Here is a 14,637-nt window from a genome sequence, read left to right as displayed (position 1 = left end):
TACGTCTGAGAGCAACCATGGACTGGTTCAACACCATCATCCGCACCTTTTTCGACTTCAATGCGATGGCCGAAGTCTTCCCGCAACTCCTCGGAGTCGGGCTCCTGAACACCCTGATCATTTCCATCGCGGCAACCATCCTGGGCGTCATCATGGGCATGGTGATCGCCATTATGGGCATCTCCCCCTCCAAATGGCTGCGCGTTCCGGCCCGGATTTACACTGATCTGTTCCGCGGCCTGCCCGCGATCCTGACCATCCTGCTCATCGGCCAGGGGTTCGCCCGGCTAAGCCAGTCGGTCTTCGGCCCCTCGCCGTACCCCCTGGGCATCATCGCGTTGAGCCTGATCGCCAGCGCTTACATCGGCGAGATCTTCCGTGCAGGGATCCAAAGCGTTGACAAGGGCCAAGGCGAGGCCTGCCGCGCCCTGGGCATGAGCTACGCCAAGTCCATGGCCCTGGTGGTAATCCCGCAAGGCATCCGCCGGGTGCTGCCCGCTCTGGTGAACCAGTTCATCGCCATCGTCAAGGACTCCTCCCTTGTCTACTTCCTGGGCTTGCTGGTCAGCGAACGCGAGCTCTTCCGGGTAGGCCAGGACGCTGCAGTCCTCTCGGGCAACCTCTCGCCGCTGGTCATGGCAGGCATCTTCTACCTCGTCATCACAGTGCCTCTGACCCACTTGGTCAATTATTTCGACAACAGGTTCCGCACCGGCCGGCGCCGCCCCGCAGCGCCCACAAGCGGCCTGAAGGAAGTCAAAGAACTCGACGCGTCCTCGCCTCTGATCACCGGGAGCAACACATGAGCCTCGCCAGCAACACCTCACGCAACAACGCAGCCCCAGACATCGAGACCTTTCACGGTTCCAGCCTGGAACTGAAGAACCTCACCATGGCCTACGGGGACATCGAGGTCCTCCGCAACGTCAACCTCACCGTAAAACCGGGAACCACCACCTGCATCATCGGGCCTTCCGGTTCGGGCAAGTCCACCCTCCTCCGTGGAGTCAACCGCCTGCATGAGCCCAAGAGCGGAGACGTGCTCCTGGCGGGCGAAAGCGCGCTGAAAGTCAACCCAGACATCCTGCGAGCCCGCATCGGCATGGTGTTCCAGCACTTCAATCTCTTCCCGGACCACACCGCCCTGGAAAACGTAGCCCTGGCACTGTGGAGTGTGAAGGGCATGCCCAAAGCGGAAGCGCGCGAACGCGCCCGCCGCCGGCTGGCAGAAGTGGGTCTGGCCGAACGCGCAGACCACCGCCCGCGGGACCTTTCGGGCGGACAGCAGCAGCGTGTCGCCATCGCCCGCGCCCTGGCCATGGAACCCGAAGTCATGTTGTTCGACGAAGCCACCAGCGCCCTGGATCCGGAACTGGTCAAAGGCGTCCTGAACCTCATGGCAGGACTCGGACGCCGCGGAATGACCATGCTCGTCGTCACCCATGAAATGGGCTTCGCCCGCAAGGTGGCGGACCAGGTCGTCTTCATGGACGAAGGCGAGGTGGTCGAAGCCGGCACCCCTGCCGACCTCTTCGACAACCCCAAGAGCGAACGCCTCCAACGCTTCCTCTCAGAAGTACTCTGATGCGGGAAGTTGCAGCCTCACCCATACGGACCGCCGTCGTGGGATTCGGCGTCTCCGGCAAAGTCTTCCACGCGCCGCTCATTGCAGCGGACCCTGGCTACTCGCTGGACGCCATTGTCACAGCGGATCCAGCCCGCGCCGCGGAGGCGGCCAGGCTTTACCCCCAGGCACGGGTCGTTCCAACAGCGGAGGACCTGTTCGCCCTCTCCAGCGATCTTGACCTGGTAATCCTCGGAAGCCCGCCGCTCACCCACTTCGACCTGGCCTCGACAGCGATGGCCCAGGGCCTCCATGTGGTGGTGGACAAGCCGTTCGTCACCACATCGGCTGAAGGCGAACGCCTCATCACGCAGGCCGCTGAAGCCGGCGTCCAGCTCACAGTCTTCCAAAACCGCCGGTGGGACGCTGATTTCCTGACGCTCAAAAAGCTGCTGCGGGAAGGCGCGCTGGGCGAGGTCCGCAGCTTCGAGTCCCGCTTCGAATGGTGGCGGCCCGAAGGGTTCGGAAACTGGCGCGACACCGCTTCCCTGACGGAAGGCGGCGGGATCCTCCACGATCTCGGCGCCCACCTGATCGACCAGGCCGTCCAACTGTTCGGTGCGGTCGACGAAAGCTACGGGGAGACGGCGAACCACGGCCCGCATCCGGACGGAGCTGACACGGAGGCCTTCGTGTCACTGCTTCATGAATCAGGTGTCCGATCCAGGCTCTGGATGAACGGAATGGCAGCGCAGGTCGGCCCGCGCTTCCACGTCCTGGGTTCCAAGTCCGGCTACACCAAATGGGGACTGGACCACCAGGAACCTGCCCTCGCAGCGGGTATGTCCCCGCTGGACCCCTCGTACGGTGTGGAGCCCCAGGACGCTTGGGGGGTCCTGGGGCTCGACGGTTCCACGACGAGCGTTCCCGCCGAAACCGGGGCCTACCCCCGGTTCTACTCAGAACTGGCTGCCGCACTTCGCGGCGAGGGCACCGTGCCGGTCAATCCAGCCCAGTCCCTTGAAGTCCTTCGGACCATCGAAAAAATTCACGCCTTCGCCTAACCGGAGCCGAAACCGGGCAGCGCAGCGCAGGCCCTCCCCGCCCTGCGCAAATCACGTACACCCAGAAAGGGAGAACCATGTCCTCCACAATTCCAGCCAAACATGTCGTCGTCATCGGCGGCGGCATCCTTGGCGCATCGACTTCCATGCACCTCGCACGAGGCGGCGCCCAGGTGACACTTGTAACAGCCGGACCGCTCGCGAGCGGGGCCTCGGGCCGCTCGATCGCGTGGCTGAACTCATCGGGTGCCCGCTCCGCGGAATACCACTACCTGCGGATGCTTGCCATCGACCGTTACCGGACCTGGAGCGCGCACCACCCCGAAAGCCGAGGCTACATCCGGTTCGACGGCGCAATGAAGTGGGCCAGCCCCAAGGAAACATTCCGCGAGACCTTCGCCTTCGAGCGTTCAACGGGGTACGACTCTCACTGGATCGACCGTGCCGATGTTGCCCGGATCGCGCCGGACGTGAACGCGGAGGCGGTGGCCGAAGAAGGCGCAATCTACAACCCGGGCGAAGGCTGGGTGAACATGCCCGACTTCATCCCTGCCCTGGTTGCCGAAGCGGTGACCAAGGGCGCACGCGTCGTCGAGCACGCCGGCGATGTGCGCGTTGACGTGCAGGACGGCGCCGCCGCCGGTGTGATCCTCGGCGACGGGACGCGGTTGGCTGCCGACCAAGTGGTTTTGGCCACCGGCGGTGACGTTCCGGCCCAGCTCGCCGCCCTGGGCGTAACGGTTCCAGATGCCACACCCGCAGCCTTCGTGCTGTACACCGATCCGATCGACAGCAAGGTGACAACGGTGCTGAACACCCCACGCGTCGCGGTGCGGCCCACACCCGACGGCCGGCTCGTGCTCGATGCGGACTGGGCAGAACAGTCGGTGGTTGTCGAGGACGACGGCTCGTTCACTGTTCCGGATGAATCGGTGCAGGGTTTGCTCGAGGAGGCATCAAAGGTGCTGGCCGGGAACCCGAAGTTGACCGCGCAACGCGTAGGAGCAGGACTGAAACCCATTCCGGGCGACGGCGAACCGGTAGTGGGTCCGGTGCCTTCAATTTCGGGACTGCACACCGTGTTCACTCACTCCGGCGCAACGCTCGGGCTTATCCTTGGTGAGCTCCTCGCCGAGGAAATCCTCACCGGAACCCCGTCCCCGGTACTGAAGTCCTTCCGCCTCGACCGCTTCGACACCGGCGTGCCCGCGCCGGAGGCAGTGAGCACGGGCGCCTGGGCCCCCGTGCACCAGAACTAGCAGCGCGGGATGTGGTGGACACCGCCACTCCACCACTTCCCCGCCCTGTGTACGTGCGACTCTAGTTCTCTGCTTGGTCCGGAGGAGGGCCCACCGAGTCTCGGATATTGAGCCGTGCTTCCAAGACGTTATGTTTCGGTACGGATGTCTCACCGGCGATCCTGGCAAGGAGAAGCTCCGCTGCCATTGAGCCGATGCGGTGCACAGGCTGGTGAACTGAAGTTATAGCCGGTTGCATGAATGTCATCCAGTCGAGGTCATCGAAGCAGACGACCGAAACTTGGCCAGGGACCTCGATTTTGAGGTCTGCGATGGCTTGCATCAGTCCGTGGGACATGGTTCCGTCGGCGGTGAAGACGGCGGTAGGCCGGTGGCTGGACTCAAACAGCCGGATGGCCTCGTGACGTGCGGCATCTGATGAGTAGGCTCCAGCGCGGCGGATGAGTTGGGTCTCCACGGGGATGCCGGCGTCCCGGTGGGCGTCGAGGTATCCGAGTAGCCGCTGCCAGCTTGGATAGAGCGTTTGCGCGGTCACGGGGGAAAAGGCCGCCTGGGAGACAAAGTCCTCAAGGCTGCCATCTTCGATTTGCTCGAGTTCAGCGATGATTCCTATTCGCCTGTGGCCTGCTTTCAGCAGGTGGGCTACAGCTTCGCGGGCGGAGCCGCGATTGTCCACTGTCACCGAGTCTGCCGCCAGGTGGTGAGCTGCCCGGTCTATTTGGACTACTGGACAGCCTCCGGCTATCAGGCTGCGGAGATGTTCGGATCCCTGAACGTCGCAGGGGGTGATGATGAGCCCATCGACGCGTTTTTCGAGGAGAAGCTGAACGGCTTCCATTTCGCGTTCAAGGTTCTCATCACTGTTGGTGAGGATGACGCCGAAGCCGCGGGACCTTGCCACGTCCCCTATCCCCCGCAGGACGCGGGCGTAAAAGGCGTTGTCGATGTCAGCGGCGACTACGCCAATGGTTTGGCTGCGGCCGGTGACGAGGCTTCGGGCAAGCGTGTTGGGCTTGTAGCCCAGCTTTCGGGCTGCAGCCTGCACCCGGGCTGTGACGTCGTCGCTGGAATAGCCGTAACCGCCAAGGACCCGCCCGGCCGTAGCAGTGCTGACACCGGCTTCAGCTGCGACCTGGGTGATGGTGATCCTGGGCGGTGGCGGCATGGCAGTCTTTCCGTGATCGGGCGGGTTCCGGGCTGCCTGTGCGCAGCCCCGAGCCGGGCCTCAGTAGCTTACCTTCCATGTATCGGCAGTGGCACGGCGCTGAGGGCTTCTCCTTTCCCGAACGCTCCGAGCCTGCTGCATGTGAGTGCGGAGGCTTCCGACGCTTTGGCCAAGGCTTCATGTGGGTTTCTTGCTTGCAGGAGCGCAGTCAAAACGTTGGCGATGTAGGTGTCACCGGCCCCCAGGGTGTCCACCAAAATGGTGCTTGCCGCTGGAGCGCCGTAGGAGTGGTCCCGGTTCACCAGGACGGCGCCGTCTGCTCCACGTGTTACCAGCGCCCAGGTCGCACCCAGGGCGATGGCGTGGCGGGCCAGACCGAGTCCCTCGGGCCCGCTGAGATCTCCTCCGGAGAAGGATGCGAGATAACAGTGCTGCGCCACCGCGTTGAGCAGGGCGGCATCCCTGTTGGTCGAGAAGTCGAAGGACAGGCGGGAAACAGAGGCGAGGTTGGGCGCCACATCCTCAAGGTGGCTGGAGACGCTGAGGTGGACAGCATCAAAACCAGATGCCGGTAAAACGAATCCGCCATCGAATTCAGCATGGGAGACCCCTAGCCCGACTTCCCGGAACACCCGGTCCCCGTTGTTCCGGCCAATCACGCAATAAGCGGTACTCCCGCGCCGGACCTGCAGGAAATCCGTGGACACGCCTTCACAGTTCAGGGCGTTCAAGACCAGAGCTCCGGCAGGATCCGTTCCAACGGTGCCGGCGTAGGCGGTTCTTGCTCCCGCGCGCCGGGCGAAGACCGCAACGTTCAAGGCGTTACCGCCCGCAAAAGCCTGCCCCTCATCCAGGTAGCAGTCAACGACGTTGTCCCTCGCTGTCAGGATCGAAACCATCATGCCTCCAAAGTAGATACGTACGAGCGTAAGAGAACGTTCGCAGAATGTCGACCCACATTTCGAAGTGCAGGTAACCGCCTCGCCGGCATCAAACCCTTGAAAACCGCGCCATGTCAGGAATGCAAGTGCTGACAGCTTCGCGATTCACCCAGCTCTTGACGAGCAGAAATGTGGGCTATAGCGTTGACGTATCTGATAACGCTCTCACATCCAAGCATCAGCACCCGACCCGTACGGCCCCGGGATGGCTATCACTTTCACAGATCGGAAAGCAATGCCCACCTATCGTTCAAAGAGGTTCCGCCTCGGCGTTGCAATGGCCTCAGCTGCTTTGCTCGCCACCATTGCCACTGCATGCGGCGGCAATTCCCCGTCGTCCCCCTCTGGGGAAAACTCCTACGGGCTGATCCAGCCGGGCACTGTCCGGGTTGCCAGCGTCGGGGATCTGAAGCCTTATGCCTTTGCAGATGCGCAGGGTAACTTCACCGGTTTCGACGTCGAGCTTTTCAAGGACGTAGCGAAGCGGGCCGGAGTGGACAATGTCGTCTTCACCGGCCAGGACTTCTCCGCAATCCTTCCCGCAGTGGCCAACGGCCAGTTCGACGTCGGCGTGGCCGCCATCGGAATCACCGAAAAGCGCAAGGAAACCGTGGACTTCTCCAACGGCTACCTCGCCGGCTACCTGACGGTCCTGACCAGCAAAGACTCCGGCATCAAGGACGCCAATGGCCTGTCCGGCAAACGGCTGGGCGTGGTCCAGGGAACACTGCAGGAAGCCTACGCAGTAAAGAACTTCAGCACCGCGAACCTGGTCCGCTTCCCGGACAACAACTCCGCAATCGCAGCCGTGAACAGCGGCTCAGCCGACGCCCACTTCCTGGACTACGAAACCGCACAGGACTACACAGAGCAGCACGGCCTGGTCAGCGTTGCAGACATCCCCTCCTTCGATGCACCGGCCGGTTTCGCCCTCGCCAAGGACAAGACCGCCTTCAAGGAGGCCCTGAACACGGCCCTGGCAGAGGCCATGGAAAACGGCACCTGGAAAACGCTCTACCAGAAGTGGTTCCCGGGCTCCCCGATGCCCGAACAGTACCTGCCCAAAGCCGAGCAGACGGCAACACCGGCACCCTCCGCAAACAAGTAAGCGCCACGCCCGGACAAGAAAGTAGGCACAAACAATGACCGACGGCACCTTCATGGGAATACAGCCTGTCAAAGAAATTCCCGGCAACATCCGCGAACCACAGGAGCACGCCCTGACCCTCTGGCCGGACATCAGGTCATACGTATCCGGCCTGCCGGAGCTAAAGAGGGTTTATCTTGTCGGCGCCGGAGGCTCACTTTCGGGCCTCCACGCCGTGCAGTACTTCCTGGACCGGCGCGCCACAACGCCGGTGACCTCCGTGAACTCTGATGAGTTTTACTACCGTGCCTCACCCGGAGTGGGGCAGGGCGCTCTGGTCATCACCTTCTCTGCTGCAGGCATGACCCCAGAAACCGCAAAGGCAGCCTCCTGGGCGCAGGAGCGGGGGGCCGCCGTCGTGGCAGTGACCCTCAACGCTGAAGGTACCCTGGCACAGGCAGTCAACACGGCCTTAGTAGGCAAGAACGGGGACGGCAACCAGATCCTCCTGCAACTGCTCGCCCTCGCCATTCTGGAACGCGAAGGCGAGAGCGTTTCCGCAGAGCTCTCGGCTCTGGCTGCACTACCAGGCGCCACCGAAACCGCGGTTCGCGCGTTCGAGCCCTACGCCGCCAAAATCGCCGAGAACATGAAGGACGTTCCCGTAACGTACCTCATCGCATCGGGTTCATTGCAGGGCATGGGCACCACTTTCACCAGCTGCTTCCTGCAGGAAATGCAGTGGATGCACGCGGCAACCATCAACGCAAACGAGTTCTTCCAAGGCCCGTTCGAGGTCTTTGACAAAACCACCAAAAGCATCCTGTACCTGGGCGAAGACGAGACTCGTCCAATGGCGGAACGCGCTGACCGTTTCCTTGAGGAGTACAGCGGGGAGACCTTCCGGGTGGACAGCCGTGAACTCGAGCTTCCCGGAATTCCCCAGGAAATGCGGGCGTTCGTAGCCCCGCTGGTCTTCTACACCATTGCGTTCCGGATTGCCGCCCACTATGCAGCGGTACGGGGGTATTCACTGGAAGGACGCCGCTACATGTGGCAGTTCGCGTACTAGCCAACCTGACAGAATGAGGGTCGGAGGCGCACAATCCACGTAGCGAGGGAGCCACAATGACTCGACAGGTCTTCGACAGCCATTTCCACATCATCGATTCCCGCTTCCCGCTCGTGCGAAACAACGGATACCTGCCGCCCGAGTTCACGGCGACGGATTATCTGCAGGCCGTTTCAGATCTGGGAGTCACGGGCGGTGCTGTGGTGTCGGGTTCATTCCAGGCCTTCGACCAGAGCTATCTGACGGACGCGCTGGCAACGCTTGGCCCTAACTTCGTGGGCGTTGCCAATATTGCCGAGAACACAAGTGATGACGAACTTCTTCGTCTCGCTGAAGCGGGAGTCCGTGGCGTTCGGTTCAATCTCTACCGTGGCGGCTCGGCCGAACTGGAAAGTGTTTCGTCACTTGGGCGGCGGGCATGGGATGTTGCAGGGATGCACGTCGAGTTCTATCTCGACGCGGATGACCTGGTCGAGTTGGAACCGGTCATCACAGCACTTCCGAAGGTGAGCATCGATCACTTAGGCATGACTTCGGTGCACCGCGACGTGCTGCTCCGCCTCGTGTCCGGTGGCGTTAGGGTGAAGGCCACGGGGTTCGGCCGGGTCCAGCTCGACGTCGCCTCCACTGTCCGGGAGATTCACCAAGAGAACCCAGAAGCCCTAATGTTCGGAACAGACCTTCCCAGCACGAGAGCCCGGGTGCCATTCCAACCAGCAGACCTGGAACTTGTTGCGGACATTCTTGCCGACGACGCGAGTCTCGCCCTTTACGGCAACGGGGCGCGCTTTTACAGCTTGAATGCATAGCTCGCCGAAGGGCACGAGGACTGCTGAGGACATCCACAAAGCTCCCCCGGATCCCGCCGGATGGCTAAGAGGACCGCCGCCATCCCAGGGGTTACGAACAGCCACGGCAGGATTGCCAAGGTGGTCCCTGCCCCCGAGGCTGGCGCTAAGCCCGGTCCTGCTCCAACAGGCCAGCATCAGGGACAGGAGCAGGCGCGAGGTAATCGAACTGCTTTTGGGAGCAGCACTCCCCGGATGCTGGGCAGCAGGTGTCTGCGGCGGAGGGTGCCCGCGGGGGCGAGGCGCTCCACGATCTTTAGGCCGGCGGCCGCTGGCGTTGGAAACCGCTACGGCGTGGTTGAGTTCGACGACGGGGCTGGGTGCGAGGCGTCCAAGGGCTTCATAGAGCAGCACGATCTTCTTTCAGTCTGTTTCTTCGAACCTGCGGGCGGTCGCGTGGCATAGGGCGATAGCGGCCTGGAGGCAATAGGTTCCGCTTCCAGGGCGGAGCGCATCGGCGCGCGCCAGGGACGCAGGGCCACGGCCGATTTGCGTTCAAATGCCCGCAGGAGCCGTCAAGGGTATACCCTTTACGCTTGGTTGGGATTTCCCGCCCTCAGCGCATTGTGGAACTGGCTCTCCATCTCCTGACGGAAGGATTCGATGTCACCCGACAAAGCATGCTCGGCCAGCCTCTCGTGCTCAACGGCGATTTCGTGGAGGTCGCTATAGGTCGGATGGTCCACCGCGAAGTAGAGGCGCAGCTTGTTCTCCCAACCGTTCCACATGGCTTGCAGGGCCGCGTTCCCCGAGAATTCGTAGAATAGCCTGTGGAAGCGAAGGTGAGCGTCAACGCTGGCCGGGATATCGTTGGTGTCCGTGGCCCGGTAAAGTTCCTCGACGGTCTGCTTCAACCGAAGCCGCTCAGGACCGCGCAACGTCGCGGCTGACAGTTCAGCGGCGTAAGGCTCGACAAGCATTCGAATTGACGCGATCTCGGCGACGTCGCGAGCACTCACCTCCACAACAAACGATCCCTTGAAGGGGATCTTCACCACCAGCCCCTCCTCTTCAAGCCGGGTCAGCGCCTCACGCAGCGGAGACCGGCTGATTCCGAGGTCGGCAGCAATGTGCGTCTCGCGTAGCTGTTCCCCCGGAGGCACCGTCCCGTCCAGGATGGCTGTACGCAGCACGCGGTACACGCCGTCGGGCGTCGTCGTCCGCTGTTCTTGCCATTTGAACTTGCTGTCCATCGGGCCCCCTCTGTCGATTGTCGATTATACCGCGGGCGCGGATGTCCTATTCCTGCCAGGACGAGGAACTGGGGGCAGGATTAGCCTTGAGTCGTGGATGGGTTTGTCCTGCTGCGTTGCCGTGAGGTCCTCGACGGCTTTTTGCATGTGCCGTCTGATGGCCTCGAGGAGACCTTTCCTGTCGCCAGCCTCCAACAGATCCAGGATGTTTTGGTGTTCCTGGACCAATACGTCGATCCGAGGGTAGGAGACTTCCAGGTCGAGGATGCACATCCTTGATTCAGCCGCGAGTGTCTTGTAAATCCTGATGAAACGGGAATTACCCGTGCCGGCAACGAGGGCTGAGTGGAACTGCATGTCCAGCCGTGCCACCGTCTGCCAGTCGGAAGTGGCCACTTGCTGCGCCATTTCGCCCACAATTTTCCGGAGCACTTGGCAGGTGCTTTTGACCTGCTGCCGGCTGCCTTTCAGCAGCCTGCTGGCGGCGGCGGATTCCACGGACTCACGAACCTCGTAGATCTCCCTGAGGTCATGCGTCTTTATTTCCAGGACGAACACCCCGTAGTTGCGGCGGCTGATGAGGATTCCTTCCTGGCATAACCGCTGTAGCGCTTCCCGGAGGGGACCTCTGGACATGTTGAGCTGACGCGCCAGGAGGGATTCGTTGATCTGTTGCCCTGGCCGGATAACCCCTTGGATGATTTCTTCCCGCAGCTGGTCAGCGATCATCTGCGCCGTGGTTCTTCCCTCCAGGACAAACGATCCCTCTGGTGCCGCCATTGACATCCCACCTCATCTCCCGCCTGGCCGTGCTGCATGTTTCTAGATTGGTATTGCCGTGTACTTGTACTCGAGGAATTCCTCGATGCCGATCTTGCCGCCTTCGCGTCCGAGGCCTGATTGCTTGATGCCTCCGAAGGGTGCCGCGGGGTTGGACACGGTGCCGGTGTTGAGTCCGACCATGCCTACTTCCAGTTCTGCTGAGAAACGGAGTGCCTTGCCCATGTTTTCGGTGAATACGTAGCCAACGAGACCCCATTCGGTGTCGTTGGCGATGCGGAGGACGTCGTCTTCGCTGTCAAAGGCGGTAATGGCTGCTACCGGACCGAAGATTTCGGTGCTCATCAGCTCGGCATCCAGGGAGACGTCGGTGAGGACCGTGGGCATGTAGAAGTATCCCGGGCCTTCCGGGCGGGTTCCGCCGGTCAGGACGCGTGCGCCCTTGGATACCGCGTCGGCGACGAGGCTTTCGACCTTGTCCAGGCCCTTCTGTTCGATCAGGGGCCCCACCTCGGTCCCGGCCAGGGCTCCGTTGCCTACCTGCAGTTCGGAGATCTTCTTGGCGAACTTTTCGCTGAATTCACCCACGACTGAGCGGTGGACGAAGAAGCGGTTAGCCGCGGTGCAGGCCTCGCCCATGTTCCGCATTTTGGCTTTCATGGCCCCGTCGACAGCCTTTTCGATGTCCGCGTCGGCCAGGACGATGAACGGGGCATTGCCGCCCAGTTCCATCGAGGAACGCATCACGTTCTCGCCCGCCTGGCGCAGCAGGATCTTGCCCACCCCGGTGGAGCCGGTAAAGCTGATCTTGCGTGCAATGCCGCTGCTGGTCCAGTTCTCCACCACACCAGCGGCGCTGGCGGTGGTGACGACGTTCAGGACGCCGTCGGGAAGGCCTGCTTCCCTGAAGAGCTGCACCAGGGCGAGGGACGTCAGCGGTGTCAGCTCGGCGGGCTTGAAGACCATGGTGCAGCCGGCCGCGACGGCCGGGGCGATCTTGCGCGCGCCCATGGCCAGCGGGAAGTTCCACGGCGTGACCAGCACGCACGGGCCGACCGGCTCCTTGGTGATCATGATCCGCGTGTTGCCGTCCACGGAGGTGGTGTGGTCTCCACCAATGCGGACGGCCTCTTCGGAGAACCAGCGAAGCATATCGGCGCCGTAGGCCACCTCACCCTTTGCCTCGGCGAGGGGCTTGCCCATCTCGGCGGTCATGATGGCCGCGAGCCGGTCGGTGTTGGCAATGACCAGCTCGAAGGCCCGGCGCAGAATGTCAGCCCGTTCCCGAGGTGTGGACTTGCCCCACGCCGCCTGGGCCCGGCCGGCAGCCTGAATCGCCAGAGTGGCATCTTCGGGACCGCCGTCGGCGACGTGGGCGATGATCTCATGGGTGGCCGGGTTCTCCACCGGGAAGGTGGCGCCGCTGGCGGCCTTCTGCCAGGCGCCATCGATGAACAGTTCCGTGTGAAGACCAGAAGGGTCGAATGAGGAGCTCATGTCACGCTTTCAAAAGGTAGGAGAGATATTAGGAGGTGGCGGTTTTCAGGGCCTGGGTGAACCTGATCAGGCCGGTCTGGATCTCGCTGGTCACCTTCAGCGCCGGGATGATGCGCACGACGTTGCCGTGCGGCTGGTGACACCGATTCCAGTGGTGAAATCGAGGTACTTCTTGCCGTCGGTCGCGTGGATCCAGCTGCCGAGCGCGTGGTCAACGACGACAAGGGTGGCCTGCTTGAGGAGGGAACTAAGAGTTGCCATAGCTGTGCACTTTCGTGGATCGGTTAGCTGGTTTTGAACCGTTGGGGCCGCACGAAGTCGAGGCCGTCGAAGGAGCGCTTGCCGAGGGCTTCGTGCGCGGCGACTTCGCCGAAGCCGGTGGCGTTCTTGAAACCGCCCCCGGAGAATCCGGTCGCGCAGTAGATCCGGCCACCCTCCTCCATCCAGCCCACCAGCGGATTCTTGTCCTTGGTGTAAAGGTCCGGGAACGCGTCCGACCGAACGATGTTCGGGTACAGGCCCGGGAAGAACTCCGAGACTGTGTCAACGGTATCGGTGATTTCGGCGGGAGTGAGTTCCCTGGGCAGGTTTCCCGCATCGGGCGTTGCTCGGCCGCGGCCGTCCAGGGTTGCCTTGACGGTTACGCCGTCGACGGCGGGTGCCCCGTACATGGAGCGGTCCTCGTACATCCTGGTGAAGATGGGGAATTTCTCCGGGGAGAACTCCGCTCCGTCGCGTGCGACGAACCAAGTCAGGATGAGCCGCCTGGTTTCCGTTGCTGCCTTCAGGTAGCCGGGCATGAGTCTCTGGGACCAGCCGCCGGAGGAGACGATGACGTTTTCGATGGTCCAGGTCTTGTCGCCGGAGGTGATGAGCACGCCGTCTTTGGTTTCGGTGATGCTGTCGATAGGGGTGTTGGTGTGGATGGTGGCCCCGTTCGCTTCCGCTGCAGCGATGGCTGCGGTGACTGCCCGGTCGGTGCGCAGGGCGCCGGCGTGGGGGTCGTAGACGGCGATGTCGTCGGGGCGGAGGTTGTGCTGCGGGTAGCGTTGGGCCATCTCTTCGCGGGAGAGGATTTCGTGCTCGGCGCCGTTGGTCCTGGTGGTGTCGAGCAGGCCCGAAATGTAGGCCCCGTTTTTGGTGCCGATGGACAGGCCGCCGGTGCGGGTGAGGATGTCCTGGCCGGTTTCGGCTTCGAGTTCGGCCCAGAGGCTGCGTGAACGCTTCCGGATTGGGTAGTAGCCGGGGTCGCCGCGGTAGAGCATGCTGAACAGGCGGGTGTCCCCGCCTACGGCGCTGCGGCCGTGGGCGGGGACCTGCGCTTCGAACCCGACCACGGAATCGGTGAGGCGGGAGGCCTGCCAGAGGGCCATGGATCCGATGCTGCCCAGGCCGATGACTGCGAGTTTTCCGTCCATGGTCTACAGCACCTGGTCCAGGAAGGCCTTGGTGCGGGCTTCCTGGGGGTTGGTCAGGACTTCGCGGGCGTCGCCGCGTTCAACGACGTAGCCGTCGTCCATGAAGATCAGGGAGTCGGCCACTTCGCGGGCGAAGCCCATTTCGTGGGTGACGACGACCATGGTCATGCCTTTCTTGGCGAGGTCTTTCATGACGGCGAGGACTTCACCGACTTTTTCGGGGTCCAGGGCGCTGGTGGGTTCGTCGAAGAGCATGATTTCCGGGTCCATGGCCAGGGACCGGGCGATCGCGACGCGCTGCTGCTGTCCGCCGGAGAGCTGGGCGGGGTAGTAGTCCCCGAACCCGGCCAGGCCGACGCTGGCGAGCAGTTCGTTGGCCCGCTTGGCCGACTGCTTCTTGTCCGCACCCTTGACCAGCACGGGGCCGGACATGACGTTTTCGAGGGCGGTCATGTTCGGGAAGAGGTTGAACGATTGGAAGACCATGCCGACCCGGGTGCGCTGCTGGGCCAGTTTCTTGGGCGGCAGGGCGTGGTAGGCGGTGTCGGTTTCGTAGTAGCCGAAGTCCTCGCCGTTGACCTTCAGCACGCCGGAGTCGACGGTCTCCAGGCCGTTGATGCAGCGCAGGATGGTGGACTTGCCGGAGCCGGAAGGTCCGATGATGCAGCAGATTTCACCGCTGGCGATCTCCAGGTTGATGTCTTTCAGGACCGTTTTGGGGCCGAAGGACTTTCGGATTTTCTGGGCAA

At 62.7% G+C, this 14,637-nt stretch carries 14 protein-coding genes and 1 pseudogene; 7 read left to right on the top strand and 8 right to left on the bottom strand.

Going from position 1 to position 14,637, the window contains the following annotated elements; translation table 11 throughout:
* Window positions 1–17 precede the first annotated feature (17 nt).
* From AC5RUU_RS09385 to AC5RUU_RS09370, 4 genes are all read left to right on the top strand, one after another.
* Window positions 18–806: an amino acid ABC transporter permease gene (locus AC5RUU_RS09385; protein WP_493974936.1), complete on the top strand. Its 789-nt coding sequence runs from the start codon at window positions 18–20 to the stop codon at window positions 804–806.
* Window positions 803–1,585: an amino acid ABC transporter ATP-binding protein gene (locus tag AC5RUU_RS09380; protein WP_493974935.1), complete on the top strand. Its 783-nt coding sequence runs from the start codon at window positions 803–805 to the stop codon at window positions 1,583–1,585. Before AC5RUU_RS09385 ends, AC5RUU_RS09380 begins: the two co-directional genes overlap by 4 nt.
* The gene (locus AC5RUU_RS09375) at window positions 1,585–2,628 is read left to right on the top strand and encodes a Gfo/Idh/MocA family protein (protein WP_493974934.1); all 1,044 of its coding nucleotides are present in this window, start codon (window positions 1,585–1,587) and stop codon (window positions 2,626–2,628) included. The genes AC5RUU_RS09380 and AC5RUU_RS09375 overlap by 1 nt, the downstream gene beginning before the upstream one ends.
* A 77-nt stretch (window positions 2,629–2,705) precedes the next feature.
* A complete protein-coding gene (locus AC5RUU_RS09370; protein WP_493974933.1) occupies window positions 2,706–3,887 on the top strand; it encodes an NAD(P)/FAD-dependent oxidoreductase in 1,182 nt (393 codons plus the stop codon).
* 61 nt (window positions 3,888–3,948) lie between these two features.
* Here AC5RUU_RS09370 and AC5RUU_RS09365 read toward each other — a convergent pair whose 3' ends face one another.
* Both AC5RUU_RS09365 and AC5RUU_RS09360 read right to left on the bottom strand, forming a co-directional pair.
* A complete protein-coding gene (locus tag AC5RUU_RS09365; protein WP_493974932.1) occupies window positions 3,949–5,052 on the bottom strand; it encodes a LacI family DNA-binding transcriptional regulator in 1,104 nt (367 codons plus the stop codon).
* Window positions 5,053–5,120: 68 nt separating this feature from the next.
* A complete protein-coding gene (locus AC5RUU_RS09360) occupies window positions 5,121–5,954 on the bottom strand; it encodes a PfkB family carbohydrate kinase (RefSeq protein WP_493974931.1) in 834 nt (277 codons plus the stop codon).
* A 316-nt stretch (window positions 5,955–6,270) separates the two neighbouring features.
* On the opposite strand from AC5RUU_RS09360, the gene AC5RUU_RS09355 reads away from it, so the two are divergent.
* From AC5RUU_RS09355 to AC5RUU_RS09345, 3 genes are read left to right on the top strand one after another with little or no spacing between them, the layout of a single operon-like run.
* A complete protein-coding gene (locus AC5RUU_RS09355) occupies window positions 6,271–7,101 on the top strand; it encodes an ABC transporter substrate-binding protein (RefSeq protein WP_493974930.1) in 831 nt (276 codons plus the stop codon).
* Window positions 7,102–7,135: 34 nt separating this feature from the next.
* Window positions 7,136–8,152, top strand: coding sequence for an SIS domain-containing protein (locus AC5RUU_RS09350; RefSeq protein WP_493974929.1), 1,017 nt, complete (start codon window positions 7,136–7,138; stop codon window positions 8,150–8,152).
* A 56-nt stretch (window positions 8,153–8,208) separates the two neighbouring features.
* Window positions 8,209–8,961, top strand: coding sequence for an amidohydrolase family protein (locus AC5RUU_RS09345; protein ID WP_493974928.1), 753 nt, complete (start codon window positions 8,209–8,211; stop codon window positions 8,959–8,961).
* 569 nt (window positions 8,962–9,530) lie between these two features.
* Here the strand turns inward: AC5RUU_RS09345 and AC5RUU_RS09340 are convergent.
* From AC5RUU_RS09340 to AC5RUU_RS09315, 6 genes and pseudogenes are all read right to left on the bottom strand, one after another.
* Window positions 9,531–10,193 carry a GntR family transcriptional regulator gene (locus AC5RUU_RS09340; RefSeq protein ID WP_493974927.1) on the bottom strand — a complete coding sequence of 221 codons (663 nt, stop codon included), beginning with the start codon at window positions 10,191–10,193 and terminating at the stop codon, window positions 9,531–9,533.
* A 24-nt stretch (window positions 10,194–10,217) separates the two neighbouring features.
* On the bottom strand, window positions 10,218–10,973 hold the full coding sequence (locus AC5RUU_RS09335) for a GntR family transcriptional regulator (protein ID WP_493974926.1): 756 nt from the start codon (window positions 10,971–10,973) through the stop codon (window positions 10,218–10,220).
* Between the two features lie 42 nt (window positions 10,974–11,015).
* On the bottom strand, window positions 11,016–12,470 hold the full coding sequence (locus AC5RUU_RS09330; RefSeq protein ID WP_493974925.1) for an NAD-dependent succinate-semialdehyde dehydrogenase: 1,455 nt from the start codon (window positions 12,468–12,470) through the stop codon (window positions 11,016–11,018).
* A gap of 132 nt (window positions 12,471–12,602) precedes the next feature.
* Window positions 12,603–12,731: pseudogene (locus tag AC5RUU_RS09325) on the bottom strand (aspartate aminotransferase family protein); the annotation flags it as partial.
* Between the two features lie 23 nt (window positions 12,732–12,754).
* Window positions 12,755–13,888: an FAD-dependent oxidoreductase gene (locus AC5RUU_RS09320; protein WP_493974924.1), complete on the bottom strand. Its 1,134-nt coding sequence runs from the start codon at window positions 13,886–13,888 to the stop codon at window positions 12,755–12,757.
* Between the two features lie 3 nt (window positions 13,889–13,891).
* Window positions 13,892–14,637 (bottom strand): amino acid ABC transporter ATP-binding protein (locus AC5RUU_RS09315; protein WP_493974923.1); only part of this gene is annotated, 746 nt, incomplete at its 5' end.

The sequence above is a fragment of the Arthrobacter sp. K4-10C genome, from assembly GCF_059090085.1.
The sequence above is the reverse complement of the archived record's forward strand: the minus strand, read 5'-3'. Positions and strand labels throughout refer to the sequence as shown.